Below are 25,327 nucleotides of genomic sequence, written 5' to 3' on the forward strand. Positions count from 1 at the left end.
AACCAGGGTCAGGTCACAAATCTGCAATAATCGGCTCCTCTCGCCGGAACCTCGCCCCCGCCTCCATGTTCGACCTATTCCACGGCCTAGATCTCTGGGTTGGCCTCAGTCTTGTGCTGGCCCTGACATTCGTCCTGGCCTTCGAATTCATCAACGGCTTCCACGACACGGCAAACGCCGTGGCGACAGTCATCTACACCAAAGCCATGCCGCCGCATCTGGCGGTGGTGCTGTCGGGCGTTTTCAACTTCCTTGGCGTGTTGCTGGGCGGCGTGGGCGTGGCCTACGCGATCGTCCACCTGCTGCCGGTGGAACTGCTGATCAACGTGGACACCGGCCGCGGGCTGGCCATGGTGTTCGCCATGCTGGCGGCCGCCATCGCCTGGAACCTGGGTACCTGGTACTTCGGCATCCCCGCGTCCAGCTCGCACACCCTGATCGGCTCGATCCTGGGCGTTGGGCTGGCCAATGCGCTGATCACCGACCTGCCCCTGGCAGATGGCGTCAACTGGGGCAAGGCCATCGATATCGGCCTGTCGCTCGTGGCCTCGCCCGTGGCGGGATTCCTGGTGGCGGGCGGCTTGCTACTGCTGCTTAAACGCTGGCTGCCGCTGTCCAAGATGCACAAGACGCCGGACCAGCGCCGCGCGATCGACAACAAGAAGCATCCGCCGTTCTGGAACCGCCTGGTGCTGGTGCTGTCGGCCATGGGCGTGAGCTTCGTGCACGGGTCCAATGACGGGCAAAAAGGCATCGGCCTGATCATGCTGGTGCTGATCGGCATCGTGCCCGCCAATTTCGTGCTGGACACAACCAGCACCACCTACCAGATCGAACGTACCCGCGACGCGGCGAACCACCTGAGCGTGTTCTACCAGCGCAACGAAGCCATGCTGGGCGATTTCCTGGCCCTCAAGCACACGGACGCGACCACCGAACTGCCGCGCAATTTCCGCTGCGATCCGGAACTGACGATGCCAACCATCGCGGCGCTGCAAGCCGACCTGGCCGGCGTCAACAACTACGCCGATCTGTCCGCCGACAAGCGCATCAACGTGCGCCGCTACCTGTTGTGCCTGGACGATACGGCCAAGAAGGTCTCGCGTATCGAAGGGCTGCCCGCGCGCGAACGCGCCGACTTGCAACGCCTGCGCGCGGACCTGACCGCCACCACCGAATATGCGCCGTTCTGGGTCATTGTGGCCGTAGCGCTGGCGCTGGGCGCGGGCACCATGGTGGGCTGGCGCCGCGTGGTGCTGACCGTGGGCGAAAAGATCGGCAAACAGGGCATGACGTATGCCCAGGGCATGTCGGCGCAGGTGACGGCGGTGGCCGCCATCGGCCTGGCCAACGTGTTCAGCCTGCCGGTATCCACCACCCACGTGTTGTCCTCCGGCGTGGCCGGCACGATGATCGCCAACAAGACCGGGTTGCAGGGCAACACGGTGCGCAACATTTTGCTGGCCTGGGTACTGACCCTGCCCGCTTCGATGGCGCTGGCGGCCGGCCTCTTCTGGATCGGCGTGCAGATCACGGGCTAATCCGAATCTGCGTCGCGGGCCGTGCAGGCAACCTGCCCGGCCCGCGCAACACTCTGGCTACCGCGCCAGGCTGTTTTCCGCCGCAGCCCGCGTCTACGATGACGCCATGGCTACGCAAACTCCCACCTTGCATTACATTTTCGACCCGCTTTGCGGCTGGTGCTATGGCGCCGCGCCGCTGGTGGACGCCGCCCGCGCCGTCGCCGGCCTGACCGTGGTCGGGCATGGCGGCGGCATGATGACAGGCAGCAACCGCCAGCCCGTCACCGACGCGCTGCGCCGCTACGTCATGCCGCATGACGAACGCATCGCCGGCATGACCGGCCAGGTCTTCGGCAAGGACTATTTCGATGGCCTGCTCCGCGACGCGGGCGCGGTGTTCGATTCCGAACCGCCCACCACCGCCATCATGGCGGCCGACGCCCTGGGTGGCCGAGGGCTGGACCTGCTTAAACGCCTGCAGCGCGCGCACTATGTGCAGGGCCTGCGCATCGCCGATTCGGACGTACTGAAGGCGCTAGCCCGAGATATCGGCCTGGACGGCGACGGCTTCGACGCGGCCTACGCGGCGGCCTCGGGCGCCGATACGGCCGCGCACATCGCCGCCAGCCGCCGCCTGCTGGCTCGGGTCGGCGGCACGGGTTTTCCGACGCTGGCACTGGAGCACAATGGCGTGCATACGCTGCTGGAGCCCAGCCGCTATCTGGGCCGCCCGGCCCAATGGCAGGCGAGCCTGAGCGAACGCATCCAGGCCTAGTCCGCCGCAACGCCACGCGGTCGCATCAGCCCTCTTCGATGTCTCCGTCGCGCTGCAACGCCCGGTGCATTGCCGGACGATTGCCCAGCCGTTCGACATAGGCGCTGAATACCGGCGACTCTGCAACCAGCTTCACCTGCATCATGTACTGCAGCGTGCCGCCCAGCACGATGTCCACCGCCGAAAAACGGCTGCCCAAAAAGAAGGGGCGAGCCTGCAGCACCCGGGTCAGTACCTGTTCGACCTCGTCGGCCGATCCCCAACCGGGGGCGCCGTCCTGGTGCGGGCGCTTGAATGCGCGTTCGACCATGGCGGGTTCGAACACGCCCGTGGAGTAAGACAGCCAGGTCAGGTAGGGGCCGCGGTCGGCGTCGCCCACCCGCGGGCCCAGCTCCTTTTCGGGGAACAGGTCCGTGAGATACAGCGCGATGGCCGGCGTTTCAAACACCGGCACCCCGTCGTGCACCAGCGCCGGCACTTTGCGGTGCGGATGGATATCGATGTAGTCGGCGGGCATGTGGCCCGTGCTGTCGTTGCCGCGGATGGACACCATTTCGGTGTCGTATGGCACGCCCAGTTCCTCAAGCAGCCACAGGATCCTGAACGACCGCGAACGCGGCGCATGATAGAGCGTAAGCATGGTCGGCCTCCTTGGAGTCCGATTATTTTGCCTGCGGCGGCTCAGCCCGCCAAGGCCAGCAACATGCCGTATCCCGCCATTCCCAGCAGCACGGCGGCGCCGGTATTGCTGACCATCCGCGCGGCGACGCCCGTGACGACCAGCCCGCCCACGTAGGGGGCGATGCGGGCAGCCTGGGCTCCCGCGTCCAACACGTCCGGAACGATGACCGCGGCCGCGATACCCGCCAGCAGGCTAGGGCCCAGCGCCGACAGCGCCGAGCCCTCGCGCGACAGCCGCCGCAGCAGACGGCTGCGTTCGGACAGCATGAAGGGCAGCGCGCGCGTCAGATAGGTGATCACGGCCATCGCGATCACCGCCCCCCAGAAACCCAGGCCTTCGGCGTTCATGCGGACCTCTTCAAGCGATACGCGGCGCAGCCGATGACGGCGCCGATCAGGATGGCCAGGGTGCCATGCCCCATCGCGGCGGCCACGCCCGCCCCCGCCACGGCGGCCGCGACCGGCAGGCCCATCCCGCGCTTGGCGCTCTGGCACACCAGCGCCATGAACAGCGCCGGCAACGCAAACCGCATCACCTGCGACAGCATCGGGTAATGGCGTTCCAGCCCATCGCCGGCATAGACGCCCACGGCGGTCCCGGCAATCCAGGTCAGCCACGCGCCCAGCCCCAGCGCGACCATCCATCCCTGGCGGCGTGCCGGCGGCACCGTTTGGAGACGGTTGAAAGCAGTGGCGAAGACTTCATCCGTCAACAGAAAAGCGACCTTCAGGCGGTCATGCAGGGCCGTCGGTAAAAACCGGGACAGCAAGGGGCCGTACAGCAGGTGGCGGGCGTTCAACAGCGAACACAGCGCCACCACCCACAGCCACGGCGTGCCGGCCTTGATCGATGCCAGCAGCAGGAACTGGCTGGCGCCCGCGTAGACGAACACGGAGATCAGGATCACTTGCAGCGGCGTCAAGCCTGCCGCGATGCCCGCGATCCCGAACGTCACGGCCACCGGGAAGTAGCCGATCATGACCGGCAGGCAGGATTTCAGGCCATCGATGCGCGCGCTGCCCGCCGGGGCGTGCGCGGAGGTGGAAGACGTCTCCAAGGTGTTTTTCGCTTTCAAGGCTCCGGCACGCCCAGCGCCCGCAGCTGCGCTTTCAGGCGCCGCACCTCTTGGCTCAAGTCCAGGATCAGCGCCGCGGCGTCCAGGCTGGCGCCAAAATCGTGCTCCAGCCGACGCGCGTGCAAGGCGCGCTGCAAGTCGGCGCTGTAGAAGCACCAATCGTCGGGCCGACCGCCGCTGGCCGAGACAATGCCGACTTCGACCAGCTGAGCGACCCATTCCACTTCCGCGCCGCACGCGCGGGCCAGGTCGTCCGCGCTGAGCGGCTGCGCTTTGCCCACGACGGTGGCGCTGGTGATGACAAGCTTCTTCATGGTCAGACCCCCAAGTGGCGCCGCGGGTTGAAAGGCACATCCTGCTGCAACTTGCGGTAGGCCGCGCGCGCGGCCTCGCTATCGGCCGGCGGCAGCACCAGGTCCAGCACCAGGTAAAGATCCCCCGGGGGATCGCCCGGGATGCCCCGCCCGCGCAGCCGCAGCTTGCGCCCATTGCCGGAGCCGGCCGGGATCGACACCTCGACCGTACCGCCGGGCGTGGGCGCATCCACCTGCGCGCCCAGCGCGGCCTCCCACGGGGCGATGGGCAGAGTCGTGTAAAGGTCGCGGCCTTCCGCCCGGTAGCGCGGATGCGGCTTGAAGCGCACCTCCAGGTACAAATCGCCGTTTTCGCCGCCGCCGTAGCCCGGCATGCCCTGCCCCGCCAGACGGATGAATTGGCCTTCGCGCACACCCGGAGGAATGCGCACGCTGAGCGTGCGGGTCTTCATGTGGGGATGGCCCTGGCCGTCCATCTCCATGGACCTCAGGCTGATGTCGCGCGTCGCGCCCTTGAGCGCGTCTTCCAGATCCACTTCGATGGCGGCGTGGTGGTCGTCGCCGCGCGCGCGGAACTCCTGCTGGCGCGCGCCGGTACGCTGGCCGCGGCCGCCGAACAGCGACGAAAAGAACTCGCTGAACTGCGCTTCGTCGCCGGGGGCCGCGCCGCGGTGGAATTCGAAGCCTTCGTCCCACCCCGGTGGTGGCTGGAACCCGCCGTCGGACGACACGCCGGCTGCAAGGTTGTCATAGGCCTGGCGCTTTTCTTTGTCGCGCAGCACGTCATAGGCCTCGTTGACGTCCCGCATGCGGGCCTCGGCGTCACTTTCCTTGCTGACGTCGGGATGGTATTTGCGGGCAAGTTTGCGGTAAGCGCGCCGGATCTCGTCTTCAGAGGCGCCGTGCGCCACGCCAAGCGTGCTGTAGTAGTCCTTGAACTCCATGTTCCAGCTCACTTTAAAGGTTTCGGCCGCGTCGGGCGGTGCCGCATCCGGCCTTGAATATCAAGAAGATAGGGGTTGCGGACCGATTTTTCAATGCGCAATGTCAGCGGCCTGCGAACGGGCATAATGATCGGTTGCCCCCTGTCTGGGGCATCGCCGGCAACCGCGCTGGCCCGGATCCATCCACAGGAAAACGATCGTGCTGGAAATCATTGACGTCGACTTCTCCAACCCGGAACACGGCCGCCAGGCGCTGGCCATGCTGAACGAATACGCCAGCGGTCCCATGGGCGGCAATTCGCCCCTGCCCGCCTACGCGCAGCAGAACCTGATCGCCGAACTGGCCCGCCGCCCGACCGCCCATGCCCTGCTGGCCCGCGTCGACGGGCAGCCCGCGGGCGTGGCGATCTACCTGGAAGGCTTTTCCACCTTTGCGTGCCGGCCGCTGATCAACTTGCATGACCTGGGGGTGTCGCCCCGTTTCCAGGGCCAGGGAGTCGGAAAGCAGCTGCTGAACGCGTTGGAAGAACGGGCCCGCCAGATGGGCTGCTGCAAGATCACGCTGGAAGTGCTGGAAGGCAACGCCGTGGCCCAGGGGCTGTACCGCAAATTGGGCTTTGAAGGCTATGCGCTGGACGACACCACCGGCCGCGCGATGTTCTGGCAAAAGAAACTGGTAGTCTGACTGGCGTAGTATCTGTTTTTTGCCGGATGGCCCGCCCTGAACCCGCCACCCGGCCTTCACAGCAGGATTCACGATGAAAATGAGCAACATCCCCTTCGGCACCACCGACTGGTCCGAGGTGGAACGCACCGAACACGCCGGCGACACCGGCATGGCCTATTGGCGCACCCGCCAGTTCGGCGACCTGCGGGTCCGCATGGTGGAATACACCGCCGGCTACCTGGCCGACCACTGGTGCAGCAAGGGCCACATCCTGTTCTGTCTCGAAGGCGAACTGCACACCGAGCTGGAAGACGGTCGGCAGTTCGTCCTGACCCCGGGCATGAGCTATCAGGTAGCCGATCAGGCCGAGCCCCACCGCTCGTCCACGGCCACGGGCGCCAAGCTCTTCATCGTCGACTGACGCGCCGGCGCGACACGCGAAATTGCAATTGCGTTACGCTTTGCAATTCATGTGGCGCCGCCATCCGCCGGTTCCGCACCGACAACCATGACCCCGCCTGACCGGAGACTAGCTTTGGGCGCCCCGATTACGCTATACGTCGATTCCCTGTTTCTCAGCCCCTACGCCATGTCGGCCTATGTGGCGCTGACCGAAAAAAAATTGCCTTTCGAGGTTCGCCCGATTGACCTGGAAGCGGGCGAGCAACGCATGCAGCCGTACCAGTGCCGTGCACTGACGGGGCGGGTGCCCGCGCTGACGCACGACGGTTTCAACCTGACCGAATCCAGCGTCATCGCCGAATACCTTGAAGACGTGTTCCCCGCGCCCGCACACGCCGCGCTGTATCCGCAAGCACTGCGCGAACGGGCCCGCGCCCGACAATTGCAGGCCTGGCTGCGCAGCGATCTGGGTGCGTTGCGCCAGGAACGCCCCACCGAAACGGTGTTCTACGACGCCGCCGGCCAACCCTTGTCCGACGCCGCGCACGCCGCTTCGGCCAAGCTGATCCAGGTAGCCAGCCACCTCATCGGCGTCGACCAGCCGACCCTGTTCGACGAATGGAGCATCGCCGACCTGGATCTGGCGGTCATGCTTAAGCGGCTGGCCCTGGACGACCTGCCCGATCCGTTGCGCGCCTATGCCGATTTCCAATGGCAACGGCCTTCCATCCAGAAATGGCTGGAGCACAACGCCGCCGCGCGGGCCTGACAGCCATCCTCAGCCGCGATGCAAGGTGCATGACCAGCCCGATGGCCAGCGCGCCATGACAGGCATGCCGCCCGGCACGCAACGTTTCCTGCAATATTCGCAATAAAGCCGAAAGAAGGGACGGTCGAGTCCCGAATTTGACCGACATCAAGCCCTTCCATGTTGCGGCGCAGCATTCGATGCGGTGTAATGGGGAGGTCAACTCGGCCGGTTCCACTCGGGATCGGCCCGGCGGCCTTCCGCCGTCGGGAGCAACTTACAGGAGATCGCTATGGCCGGAACCGGCAACGATCGCGTCCCCACCCCGTCCTTCAACCCCTGGACGGCCGCCTACGAATATGCCGTGGACGCCTGGCAGCGAGGCGTGCTCTACGCAGACGTGCTGCGCCAACGCGGCAACCAGTACCACGAACACATGGCCAAGCGCGCGCCCAACGTGCTGAGCATGGAGTTTGAGCTGGTGCTGGACGGCCGCGAACTCCCCCGCCCCGTCAACTACGGGCTGTTGCGCATCAAGCCGCCGGCCGACGTGGAAACCGATCCGATCAAGCGCCCCTTCCTGGTGGTGGACCCGCGCGCGGGCCATGGCCCCGGGATCGGCGGCTTCAAGCCGGAAAGCGAGATCGGGGTGGCGGTGCGCGCAGGCCATCCATGCTACTTCGCGACCTTCCTGCCCCAGCCCATGCCCGAGCAGACCGTCGAAGACGTGATGATGGCTGAAGCGCGGTTCCTGGAAGAGATCATCGCGCTGCACCCCGACGCGGAAGGCAAGCCGGTCGTCGTGGCCAATTGCCAGGCAGGTTGGCAGATCATGATGACCGCGGCCATCCGACCAGAATTGTTCGGCCCCATTATCGTGGCCGGCGCCCCGCTGTCATATTGGGCAGGCTGGCGCGGCATGAATCCGATGCGCTATTCCGGCGGACTGCTGGGCGGCAGCTGGCTCACGGCAATGACCAGCGACCTGGGCCACGGCAAATTCGACGGCGCCTGGCTGGTGCAGAACTTCGAAAACCTGAATCCCGCCAATACCTTGTGGTCCAAGCAGTACAACCTGTATTCCAAGGTGGACACCGAAGCCGATCGCTACCTGAGCTTCGAGAAATGGTGGGGCGGCCACGTTTTCCTGAACGGCCCCGAAATCCAGTACATCGTGGACAACCTGTTCGTGGGGAACCGGCTGGCCACGGCCGGTCTGGTGACTTCCGACGGCATCCGCATCGACCTGCGCAACATCCGCTCGCCCATCGTGGTGTTCTGCTCCAAGGGCGACAACATCACCCCGCCGCCCCAGGCGCTGGGCTGGATCCCCGACCTCTACCAGAACGAAGCCGAAGTGCTGGCCCACGGCCAAACCATCGTCTACGCCGTGCATGAAAGCATCGGCCACCTGGGCATCTTCGTGTCCGGCAGCGTGGCGCGCAAAGAGCACCAGGAGTTCACGTCGAACATCGACATGATCGACGTGCTGCCGCCGGGTATCTACGAGGCCGAGATCACCGACAAGACGCCCGACACCCCCAACGCGGACCTCGCTTTCGGCAATTACGTGCTGTCGTTCGAACAGCGCAAGCTGGACGACGTGCGCGCCATCGTCGACCGCAAGGAAGAGGATGATCGCCGCTTTGCCGCCGTCGCCCGCATCTCCGACATCAACCTGGGGATGTACCGCAGCTTCATGCAGCCTTGGCTGCGCGCGATGGTCACGCCGCAATTCGCGGAATGGAGCCAGCGCCTGCATCCGCTGCGCCTGCCTTATGAACTGATCTCGGACCGCAACCCGGCCATCGCGCCCATCGCCAAGATCGCCGAGCAGGTGCGCGAACAGCGCCAGGCGGCCCCGGCCTCCAATCCTTTCCTGATGGCGCAGGAAATGTTCTCGAACTGGGTCGAAACCAGCCTGAACATCTGGCAGGAATTGCGCGATTCGGCCGACGAACGCACCTTCATGGGCGTCTATGGTTCGCCGCTGGTGCAAGACCTGGCCGGCCTGGGCGCGCAATCCGGCCCGCCGCGCAAGCATCCGGGCGTTTCGCCCGAACACCGCCGCTTCATGGAAGACCGCGCCGCCGAACTGCGTTCGATGGTGCAGGAAGGCGGGCTGCGCGTCGCGGCCATCCGCATGCTGCTGTATGTATCCGGCGCCGAAGGCGGTCTGGACGAACGCAGCTTTGCGCTGATACGCAAAATGCGCGCCGAATCCGACAACGCATTGACCTTGCAGGAGTTCAAGGACCTGACCCGCGATCAGGCCTTGATCCTGACGCTGGATTCGGACGCCGCCCTGCTGGCGATGCCGCATCTGCTGGAAAACTCGCCGGCCCCGGCGATCCGCGACGCGCTCGATACGATGAAGCGCGTGCTGGAAGCGGCTGAACCCCTCAGCCCCGCCGCCCGCGAAAGCCTGGACGAGATGGAACGCATTTTCGTGGCGGCCGAACGCCGTGCGCAGAAGCGCGCACCGGCGGCGCAGGCGTCGGCAAAGTTGCCGACGCCGGCGCCTGCCGCTGGCACCGCGCCTGCCTTGAAACTGGTCGAAGCCGCCGCCCACGTGCCGGTCAAGAAGGCCAAGCCGCACCCCGCGGCCGCCAAGGCGGCGGCGAGCGTCACGCCCCCCCCGGCAACTAAGGCCATGGCGAAGCGGGCCGCCAAACCGGCAACCAAAGCGGCAACCAAAGCGGCAACCACATCGGCAGCCCCGGCGTCGGCCTCCGCGGCAGCCAAACCTGCATCCAAGTCCGCTGCCGCCCCTGCGAAGCGCGCGCGCAAGACCGCAGCCCGTCAACCCGCCAAGGCCAAGTCCGCATGACGCTGCCCACCTCGACGCATTACGATAAGCTCATCGCGCGCGCCCAGACGCTGGAAGCGGCCGTCTGCGCCATCGCCCATCCTTGCGACGAGCCCTCGCTGTCCGCTGCGTTGGAAGCGCGCGACCTGGGCCTGCTGCATCCCATCCTTGTCGGGCCGGAAAAGAAGATCCGCGACACGGCCGCCCAGTTCAACCTGCACCTGGGCGATGCCCGCATCGTGGACGTGCCGCATAGTCATGCGGCCGCCGAGACCGCCGTGGCGCTTGTGCGCAACGGCGAGGCCACCCTGTTGATGAAGGGCAGCCTGCACACCGATGAACTGATGCACGAAGTGGTTGCGCGCACGACCGGCCTGCGCAGCGGCCGGCGCATCAGCCACGTGTTCATCATGGAAGTGCCAACCTACGCCGGGCCGCTGTTCATCACCGACGCGGCCATCAATATCTTTCCCGACCTGGAAACCAAGGCGGACATCATCCGCAACGTGATCGACCTGCATCACGGCCTGGGCCTGGGCGAACCGCGCGTGGCGATCCTGTCCGCCGTCGAGCAAGTCACGCCCAACATCCCCAGCACCATCGAAGCCGCCGCGTTGTGCAAGATGGCCGACCGCGGCCAGATCGCCGGCGGCCTGCTGGACGGCCCGCTGGCGCTGGACAACGCGATCAGCCCGGAGGCCGCCCGCATCAAGGGCATCCGTTCGCCCGTGGCCGGCCTGGCCCAGGTGCTGGTCGTGCCCGACCTGGAGGCCGGCAACATGTTGGCCAAGAACCTCACCTTCCTGGCCAACGCGGAAGCGGCAGGCATCGTGCTGGGCGCCCGCGTGCCCATCATCCTGACCAGCCGAGCCGATAGCCCGCGCTCGCGCCTGGCGTCCTGCGCGGTGGCGGCGATCTACGCCCACCACCTGAGCCAGCAAGCCGCCCGCCCGTTGGCGTGACGCCTGCGCCGACACGACCGGATCCCAGAGCCATGAGCGACACCATCCTCGTCATCAACGCCGGCAGTTCCAGCATCAAGTTCTACCTTTACGACATCGACGGCAACCAGGAACTTGCGCCGCGCCTGGGCGGCCAGCTGGAAGGCATCGGCACGTCGCATCCCAGGCTGCGCGTGCGCGACGCGGCGGGCCAGACCCTGGTGGAACGCGACATCGCACCCAGTCACGCGCCCGACGTGCCCAACGGGCAGGAAGTCGTGGGCACCTGGCTGAGCGGGCACCTGGGCGGTGCGCCGCTGGCGGTGGGGCATCGCGTGGTGCATGGCGGCCCCGACCTGTCCGAACCCGTCCTGATCGACGACGCGATCCTGGCCAAGCTGGACACCTTCACCCCGCTGGCCCCGCTGCATCAGCCCAACAACCTGGCGCCGATCCGCGTCATCCGCGAACGCCGGCCCTGGATTCCGCAGGTCGCCTGCTTCGATACGGCATTCCACCGCAGCCATTCCGACGTGGCCGACCGCTACGCGCTGCCCGAATCGCTGTACCAGGAAGGCGTGCGCCGCTATGGCTTCCATGGCCTGTCCTACGAGTACATCGCGCAGCGGCTGCGTCAGGCCTTGCCCGAACTCGCGATGGGCAAGATCATCGCCGCGCATCTGGGCTCGGGCGTTTCCGCCTGCGCCATGTCCGAAGGCAAGAGCGTGGACAGCACGATGGGCTTTACCGCGCTGGAAGGCCTGCCCATGGGTACGCGGCCCGGCCGGCTGGACCCGGGCGTGGTGCTGTGGATGATGGAACGGGGCATGGACCACGACCAGATCGAGCACCTGCTGTATCACGACTGCGGCATGAAAGGCCTGTCCGGCATCAGCAACGACATGCGCGAACTGCTGGCCAGCGACGCGCCGTCGGCCCAGTTGGCGCTGAAGTACTTCGCCTGGCGCGTGGCCGAAGGCATGATCGGTCTGGGCTGCGCCATGAACGGCATCGACGGCATCGTCTTCACCGCCGGCGTGGGCGAGAATTCCGCCCAGATCCGGCAGGCGGTCGCCGACCATTGGGGTTGGCTGGGCATCAAGCTGGACCCGGAACGCAACGCCCATCATGGGCCCCGAATCTCAAGCGACGACAGCCGCATCGGCGTGTATGTGATCCGCACGAACGAAGAGCTGATCATCGCCCAGCACACGCTGGCCCTGGTGCGCCAACGATGAGCGCGCACCTTCCTTTGGCGGGCAAGCGGGGCCTGGTCACGGGCATCGCCAACGCGGACTCCATTGCCTGGGGATGCGCCAAGGCGTTCCGCGCCATGGGCGCGGAACTGGCCGTGACGTATCTGAACGACAAAGCGCTGCCGCATGTGGAGCCGCTGGCGCGGCAGGTGGACGCGTCGCTACTGATGCCCTTGAACCTGCTGAACGACGGCGAACTCGAAGCCGTGTTCGGCCACATCACCGACGAATGGGGCGGGCTGGACTTCGTGCTGCACTCGATTGCTTTCGCGCCGCGAGACGATTTGCACGGCCGCGTGACGGACTGCTCGCGCCAGGGCTTTCTGCAGGCGATGGATGTTTCCTGCTGGTCGTTCATCCGCATGGCGAAACTTGCCGAACCGCTGATGGCCAATGGCGGCGCCCTCTTCTGCATGAGCTATTACGGCTCGCAGATGGTGGTTGAGCACTACAACATGATGGGGCCGGTCAAGGCCGCGCTGGAATCCGCCACGCGCTATCTGGCTGCGGAACTGGGCCCGCAAGGCATCCGCGTGCACGCGATATCGCCCGGCCCCTTGAAGACCCGGGCGGCCTCCGGCATCGCCGAATTCGACGCCCTGCTGGACCGCGCCCAATCGAAGGCGCCCGCGCGCAGCCTGGTGTCGATCGACGACGTGGGCGAAGCCACCGCCTGGCTGGCCACCGACGCCGCGCGGCGCATGACGGGGCAGACGCTTTATATCGACGGCGGGTATCACATCATCGATTGACGCGGCCGATAAGGGTTGGCGCAAGGCCCGGGCCGCGCCTCCCGATTAGGCCAAGGTGGCCGGCGGCGCCTGGCGCCAACGTTCCACCGCTTCTACCGCCTGTTCCGGGCTGCCGAAGATTTTGTCGCGGCCAATCTTCTTGACCAGCCCCGACCGTTCCAGCGCCATGCGGAACTGCCCGTGGCCGCCCGCGACCAGCAGCGTGATGTTGCGAGCGTCCAGTTCGCGCTTGAGCTCGTACAGCGCCTCGACCGCATCGGCGTCGGCCTGGGTCATCGCTTCGGCATCCAGCACGAACCATTGCACGTCTCGCGCCTGTTCGATGACTTCGCGCGCACGGCGGCGGAAGGCATCGGCGTTGAAGAACCAGACCGACGATTCGAACAGCCACACGACGATACCCGGCACCGGTTGCGCGTCGGGATTCAGGTGCAGCTTGCCCAACACCGACTCGCCCGGCAGCCGGCCCAGCAACGCATCGCGCGGATTGCCCGACACATACATGGCGTATAGCAAGGTCGCGCCCACCGACACGGCCACGCCCTGCAGCACCCCGAAGCCCACCACGCCGCCCGCAGCCAGGATGCCAAACGCCAGTTCGATACGCGAAATGCGGGCCAGCCGCACGAAGGCCTTGACGTCGAACAGGCTGGCCGCCGCCAACAGCAGAATGGCCGACAGCACCGCCTGCGGCAGCCAGTACAGCGGCGCGCTCAGCAGGCCCACCACGATCGCCAGGGCAAGCGCCGCACTGACGCTGACCAGCGGCGACGAGCCCCCGGCGACCAGCCCCACCGCGGTCCGCGAGTCCGCGCCTGTCACGACGAACCCCTGGAACAGGCCCGCCGCCACATTGGCCGCGCCGAACCCCACCAGTTCGCGATTGGGATCGACATGTTCGCCCGTGCGCGCGGCGAAACTGCGCGCGGTGACGATGCCGCTGGAAAAACTGACCACCAGCACGCCGGCCGCGCCCAGCAGGATGCTATCCACGCCCTCCAGCCGCACGGGCAGGCTGAGCCCCGGCAAACCGGCGGGCACCTCGCCCACGACCGCGATGCCCAGGCTGGGGAAATCAAAGATCCACGACAGCAGGCAGCCGCCGACCACCAGCAGGATCGGGCCGGGCCAGGTCGGCCGCCAGCGCTTCACGGCCACCAGCAGCAGGCAAGACGCCAGCCCCAGGCACAGGGTCGGGATCTGGATCTCTTGCAGGCGGCGACCCAGTTCCAGGAAGGGGTGGATCAGGCCGCTGTTGCGCAGGCCGACGCCAGTCAGCCCGCTTAGCTGAGACAGCGCCAGGGTGATGGCCACGCCCGCCATGTAGCCGATCAGCACGGGCCGGGACAGCAGGTTGGCCAAGACGCCCAGCCGCAACACACGGGCGATCAGGCACCCCACGCCCACGGTCAGCGCGATGCCCGTCGCGGCCACCAGCCGGTCTTCGGGCGAATGCAGCGCCATGCCCGTCAAGGTGGCGGCGATCAGCGTGCATGTGGCGGTGTCCGGCCCGACGATCAGCGTGCGCGACGAGCCGAACAACGCGTAGCCCAGCATGCCGGCAATGGCGGCCCACAAACCGGCGACCGGCGGCACGCCCATCATTGCCGCATAGGCCAGACCCACTGGCAAGGCGACCGCCGCCACGCTGAGTCCCGCCATGATGTCGCGCCGCGCCGATTCCCGCGTGATGCCGCGGAAATTATTCAGGCCAGGGAAAAGACGTAGATTCATGGTGCTGCAAGCCGACCTGATCAAAGGATTTCCGCACGGCGCGGAGGGTCCGCCAAGGCTACACCAAGGCCGGGCTTCCGAAACCGTGCCGGATCAAACGCTGTGGTCTTTCATTCCTTTTAAGAATGAAGATTGGTGATTATTTATCCCTTTTGTGGGGCCGGCAGATTGCGTAGAGTCGCCGGCATAAGAAAAGCGGCCCTGCGCCGCGCCTGTACATCGACACGGCCCGCCGCGACGCTCCCTGCGACGCGGATACAAGGGCCGGCACTTCTGGAGACACCATGTCCTTCGCCTTCCTGCGGCGCGCCAGCCGCGCGCTCGTCCTGGCCGCGCTTGCCGCGGGCATCGCCCCCGCCGCCCACGCGCAGGCCTATCCCGAGCGCCCCATCAAGCTGGTCGTGCCATGGCCGCCCGGGGGCGCGACGGATGCGTTGGCCCGGCTGCTGGCGCAGCGCCTGAGCGAACGCCTGGGCCAGACCGTGATCGTGGACAACAAGGCTGGCGCCGGCGGCAACATCGGCACGGCGGCTTTCGTGCGCGAAAAAGCCGACGGCTACACGCTGCTGATGGCCACCAGTTCCACCAATGCCGCCAATCCGCACCTGTATTCGCGGCTGGGGTTCGACGCGGCGAAAGACTTCGCGCCCATCGCCTTCGTGGCCGAAATTCCGAACATCCTGGAAGTGCCCAAGCAGTCGCCGTTCCGGTCGGTCGCGGACCTGGTGGCGGCCGCCCGCGCGGAACCTGGCAAGCTCAACTATGGTTCCGGCGGCGTGGGCTCATCGCAGCACCTGGCGGGCGCGATGTTCAAGCACCTGACGGGCACGGACATTCTGCACATCCCGTACAAGGGCAGCGGCCCGGCCGTGTCCGATTTGTTGGCGGGCCAGGTCGACATGATGCTGGACACGGGGTCGCTGGCCCAGGTCCAGGCCGGCGCCCTGCGCGCATTGGCCGTGGCCGCGCGCCAGCGGCTCCCGGCCTTGCCGGACGTTCCCACCTTCGACGAGGCCGGCGTGCCCAAGATGTACGCGTCGGCGTGGTACGGCATCGTCGCCCCCGCCGGCACGCCGGCGGACGTGGTGCAGCGCTTGAACAAGGAAGTCAACGCGGTGGTCGCCGACCCCGAAGTGAAGAAGCGGATGGAAGGCATGGGCGCGCTCGTGCCGGCAGGCCAGACGCCAGCCGAATTCGGCGCTTTCATCCAGGCGGAGATCCAGCGCTATGCAGAGATCGTGAAGATCTCGGGCGCGAAGATGGAATAAGAAACTGCAAGCAGGGCCGTCGTAGGATGGGTGCAGCGCGAGACGCTGCACAAAAAAATACGATGGCAAAACGCGCGAAACCCATCAAGCGGCGGTGGCATGTAAGGCTGATTCAGCCAGAAATCCAATGCTGCTTGATGGGTTTCGCGCGTTTTACGTCAGCGCCTTTGACACAGATGTCTCGCGCTGCACCCATCCTGCCGGGTGTCGCGCGGGCTGCGCATCAGGTGGAACGGGCTTCCAGCACGGCCACCGCCGGCAGCGTCTTGCCTTCCAGGAATTCCAGGAATGCGCCGCCGCCGGTCGAGATGTAGCCCACCTGTTCGCCGATGCCGTACTTGGCGATGGCGGCCAGCGTGTCGCCGCCGCCGGCGATCGAAAAGCCGTCCGATTCCGCGATGGCGCGCGCCACCACTTCCGTGCCATTGGCGAACTGGTCGAACTCGAACACGCCCACGGGGCCGTTCCAGACGATCGTGCCGGCCTTCTTCAAAATCTCGGCCAACTGCGCCGCGGTCTGCGGGCCGATGTCCAGGATCATGTCGTCGTCGGCCACGTCGGTGGCGGCCTTGACGGTGGCTTCGGCGTCCGCGCCGAATGCCTTGGCGCACACCACGTCCACCGGAATCGGCACGGCCGCGCCGCGCTGCTTCATGATGTCGATCACGGCACGCGCCTGCTCAACCTGGTCAGGTTCCGCCAGCGACTTGCCGATGGGCAGGCCGGCAGCCAGCAGGAAGGTGTTGGCGATGCCCCCGCCCACCACCAGCTGGTCGACCTTGTCGGCCAGCGATTGCAGGATGGACAGCTTGGTCGACACCTTGGAGCCGCCCACGATGGCGACCAGCGGGCGTTTGGGTTCGTGCAGCGCACGGCCCAGCGCGTCCAATTCGGCTTCCAGCAAAGGGCCGGCGCAAGCGATGGGCGCAAAGCGCGCGATGCCGTGCGTGGTGGCTTCCGCGCGGTGGGCGGTGCCGAACGCGTCGTTGACATAGACGTCGCACAGCGCGGCCATCTTCTTCGCCAGCGTTTCGTCGTCTTTCTTTTCGCCGACGTTCACGCGGCAGTTCTCCAGCAGCACGACCTGGCCGTGATCAACCTGGACGCCGTCGACCCAGTCGCGCACCAACTGGACGGGCATGCCCAGCAGTTCAGACAGGCGCTGGCCGACCTTGGCCAGCGAATCGGCTTCGGTCAGCACGCCTTCTTTCGGGCGGCCCAGGTGCGACGTGACCATCACGGCGGCGCCGGCGTCCAGCGCCAGGCGGATGCCGGGCACCGATGCGCGGATGCGCGTGTCTTCGGAAATGCGGCCGGCGTCGTCGAACGGCACGTTCAAGTCGGCGCGGATGAACACACGCTTGCCGGACAGGGCGCCGGACTTGGCCAGCGCGGACAGGGTATTGACCTTGGACATATTTGCTTTCCTACGATAGGCGAACAAAGGGGACGAACCCATTTTCCGCGTCAGCGGAAAATAAATCCGTCCCCTGTGGACTGACCGTGTTGCTTACTTGGCCGACATCAGCGCGACGGTGGTGTCGAGCATGCGGTTCGAGAAGCCCCACTCGTTGTCGTACCAGGACGAGACCTTGACCAGACGGCCCGAAACCTTGGTCAGCGACGCGTCAACGGTGCTGGAGGCCGGGTTGTGGTTGTAGTCCACCGAGACGAGCGGTTCGGTGTTGTAGTCCAGGATGCCCTTCAGCTCGCCTTCCGACGCAGCCTTCAGGATGCTGTTCACTTCTTCGGCGGTCGTGTCGCGGCTGGCCACGAACGACAGGTCGACCAGCGACACGTTGATGGTCGGGACGCGGATGGCGTAGCCGTCCAGCTTGCCATTCAGTTCCGGCAGCACCAGGCCCACGGCGGCGGCAGCGCCGGTCTTCGTGGGGATCATGCTCATCGTGGCCGAACGCGCGCGGCGCAGATCTTCGTGGTAGACGTCGGTCAGGACCTGGTCGTTGGTGTAGGCGTGAACGGTGGTCATCAGGCCGTTTTCCAGGCCCAGCTTATCGTTCAGCGGCTTGACCAGCGGGGCCAGGCAGTTGGTGGTGCACGATGCGTTCGAGATGACCGTGTCGGTCGACTTCAGCACGCCGTGGTTCACGCCGAACACGATGGTGGCGTCCACATCCTTGCCGCCCGGGGCCGAGATGATGACTTTCTTGGCGCCGCCCTTGATGTGCGCGCCGGCCTTTTCCTTGGTCGTGAAGAAGCCCGTGCATTCCAGCACGACGTCGACCTTCAGGTCGCCCCACGGCAGTTCAGCCGGGTTGCGGTTGGCCAGCACGCGGATCTTGTCGCCGTTGACGACCATGAAGTCGCCGTCGACTTCCACGGTGCCCGGGAACTTGCCATGGGCCGTGTCGTAGCGCGTCAGGTGCGCGTTCGTCTTGGGATCGCCCAAGTCGTTGATGGCGACGATTTCGATATCGTGCTTCTTGCCACCTTCATAGTGGGCACGCAGGATGTTGCGGCCGATGCGACCGTAACCGTTGATGGCGACGCGAATGGTCATGACTAAGCTCCTTTTTTACAAAACCTGTTTGACGGTCTCGGCCACCTTGTCGGCGGTCAGCCCGAAGAACTTGAACAGCGCGCCGGCCGGAGCAGACTCGCCGTAGCGGTCGATGCCGACCACGGCGCCTTCCAGGCCCACGTACTTGTGCCAGAAGGCGGTAACGCCGGCTTCAACCGCCACGCGCGGCAGGCCCTTGGGCAATACGGATTGCTTCCAGGCGGCGTCTTGGCGGTCGAATACATCAGTGCTGGGCATGGAAACCACGCGCACGGCGATGCCGTCCTTGGCCAGTTGGGCTTGGGCGTCCAGCGCGATGGCGACTTCCGAGCCGGTGGCGATGATGACGGCGCGCGCACCTTCGGCGTCGCGCAGCACATAGCCGCCGCGGGCGATAGCGTCCACGGTGGCGGCGTCGCGCGGCACGAACGGCAGATTCTGGCGCGACAGCAACAGGGCCGTCGGGCCGCCGTCATGCACGTCCATGCCGATGCTGGTCGGGCGCGTCACGGCGGCATTCCAGGCCACGGCGGTTTCAGCCGTATCGCAAGGACGCCACAACGACAAGTTCGGGATCAGGCGCAGGCTGGCGGCGTGTTCGATGGATTGGTGGGTCGGGCCGTCTTCGCCCAGGCCGATCGAATCGTGGGTGAACACGTGCACGACGCGCTGCTTCATCAGCGCAGCCATGCGGATCGCGTTGCGCGAGTAGTCCGAGAACGTCAGGAACGTGCCGCCGAACGGCAGGTAGCCGCCATGCAGGGCCACGCCGTTCATGATGGCGGCCATGCCGAATTCGCGCACGCCGTAGTTGATGTGGCGGCCGAACTGGATGCCGTCGTCACCGGCGCGAACGGCGGCAACGCCCTTCCAGTCGGTGAAGTTGGAACCGGTCAGGTCGGCCGAGCCGCCCAGCATTTCGGGCAGCACGGGGGCCAGCGCGGCGATCGCGAACTGCGAGGCCTTGCGGGTGGCGACGGTTTCGGCCTTTTCCAGGGTCGATGCCAGGAATGCCTTGAACTGGTCGGCGTAGTCCTTGGGCATCTCGCCCTTCATGCGGCGCGTGAACTCGGCGGCTTCGGCGGGGAATGCGGCGGCGTAGGCGTCAAAGGCGGATTGCCATTCGGCCTGCGCCGAGGCGCCCGACTTGCGGCCATCCCAGCCGTCGTAGACGTCTTGCGGAATCTGGAAGGGTTCGGCCGACCAGCCCAGCGCGGCGCGCGTGGCGGCGATCTCGTCCTTGCCCAGCGGGGCGCCGTGCACGTTGTGCGTGCCGGCCATGTTGGGCGAACCCTTGCCGATCACGGTGCGGCAGATGACCAGCGTCGGCTTTTCGGATTGCGAACGCGCGGCCTTGATGGCGGCGTCCACGGCAGCGACGTCATGGCCGTCGACGCCACGGATCACGTTCCAGCCGTAACCTTCGAAACGCTTCGCGGTGTCGTCGGCGAACCAGTGTTCGACGTGGCCGTCGATGGAAATGCCGTTGTCGTCATACAGCACGACCAGCTTGGACAGCTTCAGCGTGCCGGCCAGCGAACACACTTCGTGCGAGATGCCTTCCATCAGGCAGCCGTCGCCGGTGAAGGCGTAGGTGTGGTGGTCGACGATGGTGTGGCCGGGCTTGTTGAATTCAGCCGCCAGCAGCGCTTCGGCCAGCGCCATGCCCACGGCATTGCCCAGGCCCTGGCCCAACGGGCCGGTGGTCGTTTCCACGCCCGGGGTAATGCCCACTTCGGGGTGGCCCGGCGTCTTGGAATGCAGTTGGCGGAAATTCTTCAGTTCTTCGATCGGCAGATCGTAGCCCGTCAGGTGCAGCAAGGCGTAAATCAGCATCGACCCGTGGCCGTTGGACAGCACGAAGCGGTCGCGGTTGGCCCAGGCGGGATCCTTGGGATTGTGGCGCAGGTTGCCCGTCCACAGAGCTTGGGCGATTTCCGCCATGCCCATGGGAGCACCCGGATGCCCGGAGTTCGCTTGTTGCACGGCATCCATCGCGAGGGCGCGGATGGCATCCGCCAAGGCAAGTTTAGGGGCGGTCGGATTGCTCATTCGGAAGGCTCTTTGAAGCTGGCGCGCCCACAGGGAATATAGGGGCCAGTTGAGTAGGTTGCGAAGCAGACGATTTTAGCATCAGGGGATTTCCCTCACGCCATCGCCCTTAAGCTCGATGTAAACAAGGGTTTCCGGACGGGAATATCAGCGTAGCGCCCACAATTGCGGGAAAGGGGTCCGACATTCAGGATATCAAGCTGTCGCACCATCTGGAATCCCCTACTATGAGCCTCATGCTGAACGTCACCCTCCCCATCGAGGGCTTCATGGCCCTGCGCAACGCCATCGGCGAAGAGCTCAAGCGCTTCGCCACCCACGAAGACCTGTCCGACCTGCGCGCCCACGTCCTGCGTCTGGACAAGAAGATGACGGTGGGCTTCCTGACCCTGCTGGGGCTTAACCTGGCGTCCAGCGCGCCGACCTTCTTCGAATGGGGGGTCAAGGTGGTAGGCTACGCGCTCCGATAACGTCTTTTCGCGCCCCCCATGTCCGCCCCCCGTTTCTACTGCGACGTCCCGCTTGCCGCGGGCGCCCGAATCGCCCTGCCGGAAGCCCTGGCCCACCACGCGCTGCGCGTGCTGCGCCTGAAGGCCGGTGAACCCGTCGTGCTGTTCAACGGCCAGGGCGGCGAATATCCGGCCCTGCTGGATATCGACGGCAAGGCCGGCTTTGCCCAATTGGGCGACTTCAATCCCCGCGAGGCCGAACTGGCCGGCCGCATCACCCTTGTGCAGGGCCTGCCCACCGGCGACAAGATGGATTGGGTAGTGGAAAAGGCCGTGGAACTGGGCGCCGCCCGGGTCAGTCCCATCGCAGCGCAGCGCAGCGTGCTGCAACTATCGGGCGCCCGGCTGGACAAGCGCGTGGCGCACTGGCAGCGCATTGCACAATCCGCCGGCGAACAATGTGGCCGCAACCGTCTGATGCCAGTCGACGCGCCCCAGACGCTGGCCGACTGGCTGGCCCAGCCCGCGGATGGCCTACGCCTGCTGTGCCACCCAGACGCCACGGACGATCTGGCCGGCAAGCTCCAGGCCGAACCGGACGTGCAGGCGTTAAGCCTGCTGGTGGGCCCGGAAGGCGGATGGTCGGACAAGGAACTGGAACAGGCCCGTCAGGCGGGCGTACAAGCTGTGCGCTTCGGCCCACGGGTGCTACGCACCGAGACTGCGGGCTTGGCCCTGTTGGCCGCGGTCAGCGCCCTGCGGGGCTGGTGATCAGGCATGCTGCCCGGCACGGCGCTGCCGGGCGCGGGCCAAGCGCGCGTGCCGCTGCGGGCACCCGCGCAGCCCCTGACTCAATCGCGTCAATCGTTTTCGCCGTAAGGCGCCGCCGCAACGCCAGGTTCGGGATCCGGGTGCTTGCCCGCATGTTCGATGACGAACGCAAAGATGCGACCGTTCTCGCGGGCGAATTCCGCCGCGTCGGAACAAACCGTTTCGATCAGGGCGGCGTCATCTTCCAGGACCGGATCGCCAGAATGCAGCCGGTACAGCCAAAGAACAACGCCTGTCTTGTGATCCAGCACCGTGTCGCACAGGCAATCGTAGAGGGCATCCAGGTTGCCGCCGAAGTATTCGGGGAAGTCCACCGCCTTGACGATGGCGCGCAGCACTGCGGAACGGCTGCGGGCCGGGTCGCAGTTGGCGACGAACAACGCCAGGCCGAGCTCATGGGAAGCGTCCACCACGGCCTTCTTGTCCAACCCTTCATGGGGCAACTCCCCGCCGCGCAGCAGTTGCTTCTGCAAGGTAGATTGGCCATTGCGCGTCATGCCTGAGCCTCCTTGAAAAAGGCGATCACTTCGTCGTTACGCTGCATCGTATCGGCATAACCCAGTTCGATCAATCGTCGGGTGTAGCTGGATTCGAATAGAAGATAGGACATCAGCGCCCCGCCTCCCGGACGGTGTGGATCGGACGATACACCGAGTACGCGAAAAAGGGCACGTGCTTGCGCGGGCATGTCGTGCAGGTGTTCCAGGGCCATCGTGTCCAGCGACTGGCTGGGCGTGATCGTCAGCACCCGGATGCGCCTGACATTGACCTGGGCGCCCTCCGGCGTCGCATGGTCCATCAGGTAATTGATGCGCTCCAGGCGCTCGACGTCCACCGACAACCCGTCCAGGAAAATGCTGGACAGCGCGTGGCCGCCCACCTGCGCCAGCGAGGGATACGGCGGCGAATCCGCGCGGTTCTCGGGGTGGGTGTCGTCGCGGAACCCCGTGCCGATCACCAGCACCCGGTGCGCGCCCAGGTGGATGGCGGGGCTGATCGGGGCCAATTGGCGCATTGAACCGTCGCCGCACCATTCGCCCTTGCCGTGCACCTGCACCTGGCGGGCGGGAAAGACGAACGGGATGGACGAGGAAGCCATCAGGTGGTCCATGCCGATCGGCGTGGGGATGGCCAGCCGCAGGTAGCGGTGCCAAGGCTCAATGGGCGTGTGCGCCTGGTAGAAGGTCAGGTGTTCGCCACTGGTGTAACCCGACGCCGTGATTGCCAGCGCCGACAGAGAGCCCCGTTCCAGATTGGCCTGCAGGTTGCTGAAGTCCAGCACGCGGCCCAGCAAGGCCTCCATCGGGCTGTTGTCCAGCAGCGACTGGGGCCGCTTGCGCGTCAGGCCCGAATACATCCAGCCCAGGGCCAGCAGGCCCAGCCAGCGCACGCCCGTGCGGATCAGGCCAGGCGCGTCGGCCCGGTAAATCATGTCGGTGTTCAGCGAGGACCACAGACGGCGGATGCGCCGCACCCCCAGATGGGGGCGGTCGGCGCGGCAGGCCAGCGCAGCGGCATTGATGGCGCCAGCCGACGTGCCGCAGATGATGTCGAAGGGGTTCTGGAACCGGGAATGCCAGTCGGGGTCCAGCAGCTCCATGATGGCGCTGAGCACACCGACCTGATAAGCGGCGCGGGCGCCGCCTCCGGTCAGGACCAGGCCGGTCGGCGTGCGGGGGCACGCCGGGCCGGCCGGCTGCACGTCAACGTGGCGTGTTGACATCGACGACCGTCATCGCGGTCATATTGACGATGCGGCGCACGGTCGAGCTGGAGGTGAGAATGTGCACCGGCGCGTTGCAGCCCAGCAGGAACGGGCCCACCGCCACATTGCCGCCGGCAGCGGTCTTCAGCAGGTTGTAGGCGATATTGCCGGAATCCACGTTCGGGCACACCAGCAGGTTTGCTTCGCCCTTCAGGGTGGACGACGGCAGAATCCGCATGCGCAGCGCTTCGTCCAACGCGCAGTCGCCGTGCATTTCACCGTCGATTTCCAGATCCGGCGCCTGTTCGCGCACGATCTCCAAGGCGCGCCGCATCTTGGCGCCCGAAGCCGAGCTGCCCGAACCAAAGTTCGACCGCGACAGCAGCGCCACCTTCGGCGCCAGGTACATGCGGCGCATTTCGTTGGCGGCGGCGATCGTGAATTCCGCGATCTGCTCGGCCGTGGGCTCGTCGTTCACGTGCGTGTCCACCAGCACCACCGTGCGCTCGTTGAGCAGCAGGATGTTCATGGCGGCATATACGTTGCGGCCCGGGCGGCGGCCGATCACTTCATCAACGAAACGCAGATGGTCGTGATAGGCGCCCACCGACCCGCAGACCATGCCGTCGGCGTCGCCCAGGTGCACCATCATCGCGCCAATCAAGGTCATGCGGCGGCGCATTTCCACGCGCGCCATTTCCTTGGTGATGCCGCGGCGGCACATGCGCTCCCAGTACGTGGTCCAGTACTGATGGAAGCGTTCGTCGTATTCCGGGTTGGTGACTTCGACGTCTTCGCCCAGACGCAGGCGCAGGCCCAGCTTTTCGATGCGGGTCAGCAGCACCGACGGACGGCCCACCAGGATGGGGCGCGCCAAGCCTTCGTCCACCACCACTTGCACGGCGCGCAGCACGCGTTCGTCTTCGCCTTCCGCGAACACGATACGGGCGGGGCCGCCTTCACGCACGATGCGCTTGGCCGCCGAGAACAGCGGCTTCATGAAGGCGCCCGAGTGGTACACGAACTGCTGCAACTGCTCTTCGTAGGCTTCCAGGTCGGCCAGCGGACGCGTGGCCACGCCGCCGTCCATTGCCGCCTTGGCCACGGCCGGCGCGATGCGCACGATCAGGCGCGGGTCGAACGGCTTGGGGATCAGGTATTCGGGGCCGAACGAGATATCGAACGTGCCGTAGGCCGCGGCCACGACTTCGTTCTGCTCTTCCTGTGCCAACTGGGCGATGGCATACACCGCCGCCTTTTCCATTTCGCGCGTGATCGTGGTCGCGCCCACATCCAGCGCACCGCGGAAGATGTACGGGAAGCACAGCACGTTGTTGACCTGGTTCGGGTAGTCCGAACGGCCCGTGGCCATGACCACGTCGTCGCGCACCGAATGCGCAAGCTCGGGCAGGATTTCCGGCGTGGGATTGGCCAGCGCCAGGATCAGCGGGCGCGGCCCCATCGCAGCGACCATCTCCGGCTTGAGCACGCCGCCTGCCGACAGGCCCAGGAACACGTCGGCGTCCTGGATCACGTCGGCCAGCTTGCGGGCATCGGTCTTCTGCGCGAAACGCGCCTTGTCCGGATCCATCAGCACGGTGCGGCCTTCGAAGACCACGCCTTCCAGGTCGGTCACCCAGATGTTTTCCAGCGGCAGGCCCAGGTCCACCATCAGGTCCAGGCACGCCAGGGCGGCGGCGCCCGCGCCGGAGGTCACGACTTTGACCTTGTCGATTTCCTTGCCCACGACCTTGAGGCCGTTGATGAAAGCGGCCGACACGCAGATCGCGGTGCCGTGCTGGTCGTCGTGAAAGACCGGGATCTTCATGCGTTCACGGAGCTTGCGCTCGACGGTGAAGCACTCCGGCGCCTTGATGTC

The 25,327-nt window shown here is 66.2% G+C and carries 24 protein-coding genes; 12 read left to right on the forward strand and 12 right to left on the reverse strand.

What is annotated here, in order from left to right; genetic code table 11:
- Positions 1–65: 65 nt before the first annotated feature.
- Positions 66–1,541: an inorganic phosphate transporter gene (locus ACI0FO_RS25340; RefSeq protein WP_416031287.1), complete on the forward strand. Its 1,476-nt coding sequence runs from the start codon at positions 66–68 to the stop codon at positions 1,539–1,541.
- A gap of 106 nt (positions 1,542–1,647) precedes the next feature.
- Positions 1,648–2,298, forward strand: coding sequence for a DsbA family protein (locus ACI0FO_RS25345; RefSeq protein WP_416031289.1), 651 nt, complete (start codon positions 1,648–1,650; stop codon positions 2,296–2,298).
- A 25-nt stretch (positions 2,299–2,323) separates the two neighbouring features.
- Here ACI0FO_RS25345 and ACI0FO_RS25350 read toward each other — a convergent pair whose 3' ends face one another.
- Genes ACI0FO_RS25350 through ACI0FO_RS25370 form a run of 5 tightly spaced genes read right to left on the reverse strand, consistent with a single transcriptional unit; the run spans position 2,324 to position 5,313 of the window.
- A complete protein-coding gene (locus ACI0FO_RS25350) occupies positions 2,324–2,938 on the reverse strand; it encodes a glutathione S-transferase family protein (protein WP_416031291.1) in 615 nt (204 codons plus the stop codon).
- A 41-nt stretch (positions 2,939–2,979) separates the two neighbouring features.
- Positions 2,980–3,327, reverse strand: coding sequence for an AzlD domain-containing protein (locus tag ACI0FO_RS25355; RefSeq protein WP_416031293.1), 348 nt, complete (start codon positions 3,325–3,327; stop codon positions 2,980–2,982).
- Positions 3,324–4,037, reverse strand: coding sequence for an AzlC family ABC transporter permease (locus ACI0FO_RS25360; protein ID WP_416031295.1), 714 nt, complete (start codon positions 4,035–4,037; stop codon positions 3,324–3,326). The genes ACI0FO_RS25355 and ACI0FO_RS25360 overlap by 4 nt, the downstream gene beginning before the upstream one ends.
- A gap of 14 nt (positions 4,038–4,051) precedes the next feature.
- A complete protein-coding gene (locus ACI0FO_RS25365; protein ID WP_416031297.1) occupies positions 4,052–4,369 on the reverse strand; it encodes a chaperone modulator CbpM in 318 nt (105 codons plus the stop codon).
- A gap of 2 nt (positions 4,370–4,371) precedes the next feature.
- The gene (locus ACI0FO_RS25370; protein WP_416031335.1) at positions 4,372–5,313 is read right to left on the reverse strand and encodes a DnaJ C-terminal domain-containing protein; all 942 of its coding nucleotides are present in this window, start codon (positions 5,311–5,313) and stop codon (positions 4,372–4,374) included.
- Positions 5,314–5,512: 199 nt separating this feature from the next.
- Between ACI0FO_RS25370 and ACI0FO_RS25375 the strand changes: the two genes are divergently transcribed.
- The 7 genes from ACI0FO_RS25375 to fabI all read left to right on the forward strand — a co-directional run bounded on the left by ACI0FO_RS25375 (position 5,513) and on the right by fabI (position 12,888).
- Positions 5,513–5,998, forward strand: a complete 486-nt coding sequence (locus ACI0FO_RS25375; protein ID WP_416031299.1) for a GNAT family N-acetyltransferase — start codon at positions 5,513–5,515, stop codon at positions 5,996–5,998.
- A 73-nt stretch (positions 5,999–6,071) separates the two neighbouring features.
- Positions 6,072–6,401: a DHCW motif cupin fold protein gene (locus ACI0FO_RS25380; RefSeq protein WP_006222750.1), complete on the forward strand. Its 330-nt coding sequence runs from the start codon at positions 6,072–6,074 to the stop codon at positions 6,399–6,401.
- Between the two features lie 114 nt (positions 6,402–6,515).
- On the forward strand, positions 6,516–7,151 hold the full coding sequence (gene yfcF, locus ACI0FO_RS25385) for a glutathione transferase (protein ID WP_416031301.1): 636 nt from the start codon (positions 6,516–6,518) through the stop codon (positions 7,149–7,151).
- Between the two features lie 271 nt (positions 7,152–7,422).
- Complete coding sequence (locus tag ACI0FO_RS25390; RefSeq protein WP_416031303.1) at positions 7,423–9,960, forward strand: DUF3141 domain-containing protein; 2,538 nt, start codon at positions 7,423–7,425, stop codon at positions 9,958–9,960.
- Complete coding sequence (locus tag ACI0FO_RS25395; protein WP_416031305.1) at positions 9,957–10,901, forward strand: phosphate acetyltransferase; 945 nt, start codon at positions 9,957–9,959, stop codon at positions 10,899–10,901. The genes ACI0FO_RS25390 and ACI0FO_RS25395 overlap by 4 nt, the downstream gene beginning before the upstream one ends.
- A gap of 32 nt (positions 10,902–10,933) precedes the next feature.
- Positions 10,934–12,118 carry an acetate/propionate family kinase gene (locus ACI0FO_RS25400; RefSeq protein WP_416031307.1) on the forward strand — a complete coding sequence of 395 codons (1,185 nt, stop codon included), beginning with the start codon at positions 10,934–10,936 and terminating at the stop codon, positions 12,116–12,118.
- A complete protein-coding gene (fabI, locus tag ACI0FO_RS25405; RefSeq protein WP_416031309.1) occupies positions 12,115–12,888 on the forward strand; it encodes an enoyl-ACP reductase FabI in 774 nt (257 codons plus the stop codon). Before ACI0FO_RS25400 ends, fabI begins: the two co-directional genes overlap by 4 nt.
- A gap of 45 nt (positions 12,889–12,933) precedes the next feature.
- Here the strand turns inward: fabI and ACI0FO_RS25410 are convergent, their stop codons facing one another.
- Positions 12,934–14,622, reverse strand: coding sequence for a SulP family inorganic anion transporter (locus ACI0FO_RS25410; protein WP_416031311.1), 1,689 nt, complete (start codon positions 14,620–14,622; stop codon positions 12,934–12,936).
- 284 nt (positions 14,623–14,906) lie between these two features.
- On the opposite strand from ACI0FO_RS25410, the gene ACI0FO_RS25415 reads away from it, so the two are divergent.
- Positions 14,907–15,890 carry a Bug family tripartite tricarboxylate transporter substrate binding protein gene (locus tag ACI0FO_RS25415; protein WP_416031313.1) on the forward strand — a complete coding sequence of 328 codons (984 nt, stop codon included), beginning with the start codon at positions 14,907–14,909 and terminating at the stop codon, positions 15,888–15,890.
- Between the two features lie 223 nt (positions 15,891–16,113).
- Here ACI0FO_RS25415 and ACI0FO_RS25420 read toward each other — a convergent pair whose 3' ends face one another.
- The 3 genes from ACI0FO_RS25420 to tkt form a co-directional block, all read right to left on the reverse strand.
- Complete coding sequence (locus ACI0FO_RS25420) at positions 16,114–17,307, reverse strand: phosphoglycerate kinase (protein WP_416031315.1); 1,194 nt, start codon at positions 17,305–17,307, stop codon at positions 16,114–16,116.
- 93 nt (positions 17,308–17,400) lie between these two features.
- Positions 17,401–18,411 carry a type I glyceraldehyde-3-phosphate dehydrogenase gene (gene gap, locus ACI0FO_RS25425; RefSeq protein ID WP_046804368.1) on the reverse strand — a complete coding sequence of 337 codons (1,011 nt, stop codon included), beginning with the start codon at positions 18,409–18,411 and terminating at the stop codon, positions 17,401–17,403.
- Positions 18,412–18,426: 15 nt separating this feature from the next.
- Positions 18,427–20,463 (reverse strand): transketolase, encoded by a 2,037-nt coding sequence (gene tkt / locus ACI0FO_RS25430; protein ID WP_416031318.1) that lies wholly within the window; start codon positions 20,461–20,463, stop codon positions 18,427–18,429.
- Between the two features lie 227 nt (positions 20,464–20,690).
- On the opposite strand from tkt, the gene ACI0FO_RS25435 reads away from it, so the two are divergent.
- Together ACI0FO_RS25435 and ACI0FO_RS25440 are read left to right on the forward strand one after the other, a co-directional pair.
- A complete protein-coding gene (locus ACI0FO_RS25435; RefSeq protein ID WP_416031320.1) occupies positions 20,691–20,933 on the forward strand; it encodes a hypothetical protein in 243 nt (80 codons plus the stop codon).
- Between the two features lie 18 nt (positions 20,934–20,951).
- Positions 20,952–21,683: a 16S rRNA (uracil(1498)-N(3))-methyltransferase gene (locus ACI0FO_RS25440; protein ID WP_416031322.1), complete on the forward strand. Its 732-nt coding sequence runs from the start codon at positions 20,952–20,954 to the stop codon at positions 21,681–21,683.
- A gap of 89 nt (positions 21,684–21,772) precedes the next feature.
- On the opposite strand, the gene ACI0FO_RS25445 is transcribed toward ACI0FO_RS25440, so the two are convergent.
- From ACI0FO_RS25445 to ACI0FO_RS25455, 3 genes are all read right to left on the reverse strand, one after another.
- The gene (locus ACI0FO_RS25445; RefSeq protein ID WP_416031324.1) at positions 21,773–22,240 is read right to left on the reverse strand and encodes a barstar family protein; all 468 of its coding nucleotides are present in this window, start codon (positions 22,238–22,240) and stop codon (positions 21,773–21,775) included.
- A complete protein-coding gene (locus tag ACI0FO_RS25450) occupies positions 22,237–23,397 on the reverse strand; it encodes a patatin-like phospholipase family protein (protein ID WP_416031337.1) in 1,161 nt (386 codons plus the stop codon). The genes ACI0FO_RS25445 and ACI0FO_RS25450 overlap by 4 nt, the downstream gene beginning before the upstream one ends.
- A 49-nt stretch (positions 23,398–23,446) precedes the next feature.
- Positions 23,447–25,327: NADP-dependent malic enzyme (locus ACI0FO_RS25455; RefSeq protein ID WP_416031325.1), on the reverse strand; the 1,881-nt coding region annotated here is incomplete at its 5' end.

The organism is Achromobacter marplatensis (assembly GCF_049060505.1).
GTDB lineage: Bacteria > Pseudomonadota > Gammaproteobacteria > Burkholderiales > Burkholderiaceae_B > Achromobacter > Achromobacter marplatensis_A.

Bases quoted from the DNA above. Each gene is read 5' to 3' on its own strand.
- ACI0FO_RS25440 (WP_416031322.1), top strand. From the start codon at position 20,952: ATGTCCGCCCCCCGTTTCTACTGCGACGTCCCGCTTGCCGCGGGCGCC.
- ACI0FO_RS25365 (WP_416031297.1), bottom strand. From the start codon at position 4,369: ATGAAGAAGCTTGTCATCACCAGCGCCACCGTCGTGGGCAAAGCGCAG.
- ACI0FO_RS25370 (WP_416031335.1), bottom strand. From the start codon at position 5,313: ATGGAGTTCAAGGACTACTACAGCACGCTTGGCGTGGCGCACGGCGCC.
- ACI0FO_RS25435 (WP_416031320.1), top strand. From the start codon at position 20,691: ATGAGCCTCATGCTGAACGTCACCCTCCCCATCGAGGGCTTCATGGCC.
- ACI0FO_RS25390 (WP_416031303.1), top strand. From the start codon at position 7,423: ATGGCCGGAACCGGCAACGATCGCGTCCCCACCCCGTCCTTCAACCCC.
- ACI0FO_RS25350 (WP_416031291.1), bottom strand. From the start codon at position 2,938: ATGCTTACGCTCTATCATGCGCCGCGTTCGCGGTCGTTCAGGATCCTG.
- ACI0FO_RS25355 (WP_416031293.1), bottom strand. From the start codon at position 3,327: ATGAACGCCGAAGGCCTGGGTTTCTGGGGGGCGGTGATCGCGATGGCC.
- ACI0FO_RS25445 (WP_416031324.1), bottom strand. From the start codon at position 22,240: ATGACGCGCAATGGCCAATCTACCTTGCAGAAGCAACTGCTGCGCGGC.
- ACI0FO_RS25340 (WP_416031287.1), top strand. From the start codon at position 66: ATGTTCGACCTATTCCACGGCCTAGATCTCTGGGTTGGCCTCAGTCTT.
- ACI0FO_RS25415 (WP_416031313.1), top strand. From the start codon at position 14,907: ATGTCCTTCGCCTTCCTGCGGCGCGCCAGCCGCGCGCTCGTCCTGGCC.
- ACI0FO_RS25345 (WP_416031289.1), top strand. From the start codon at position 1,648: ATGGCTACGCAAACTCCCACCTTGCATTACATTTTCGACCCGCTTTGC.
- ACI0FO_RS25410 (WP_416031311.1), bottom strand. From the start codon at position 14,622: ATGAATCTACGTCTTTTCCCTGGCCTGAATAATTTCCGCGGCATCACG.
- tkt (WP_416031318.1), bottom strand. From the start codon at position 20,463: ATGAGCAATCCGACCGCCCCTAAACTTGCCTTGGCGGATGCCATCCGC.
- ACI0FO_RS25400 (WP_416031307.1), top strand. From the start codon at position 10,934: ATGAGCGACACCATCCTCGTCATCAACGCCGGCAGTTCCAGCATCAAG.
- gap (WP_046804368.1), bottom strand. From the start codon at position 18,411: ATGACCATTCGCGTCGCCATCAACGGTTACGGTCGCATCGGCCGCAAC.
- ACI0FO_RS25395 (WP_416031305.1), top strand. From the start codon at position 9,957: ATGACGCTGCCCACCTCGACGCATTACGATAAGCTCATCGCGCGCGCC.
- ACI0FO_RS25420 (WP_416031315.1), bottom strand. From the start codon at position 17,307: ATGTCCAAGGTCAATACCCTGTCCGCGCTGGCCAAGTCCGGCGCCCTG.
- ACI0FO_RS25380 (WP_006222750.1), top strand. From the start codon at position 6,072: ATGAAAATGAGCAACATCCCCTTCGGCACCACCGACTGGTCCGAGGTG.
- fabI (WP_416031309.1), top strand. From the start codon at position 12,115: ATGAGCGCGCACCTTCCTTTGGCGGGCAAGCGGGGCCTGGTCACGGGC.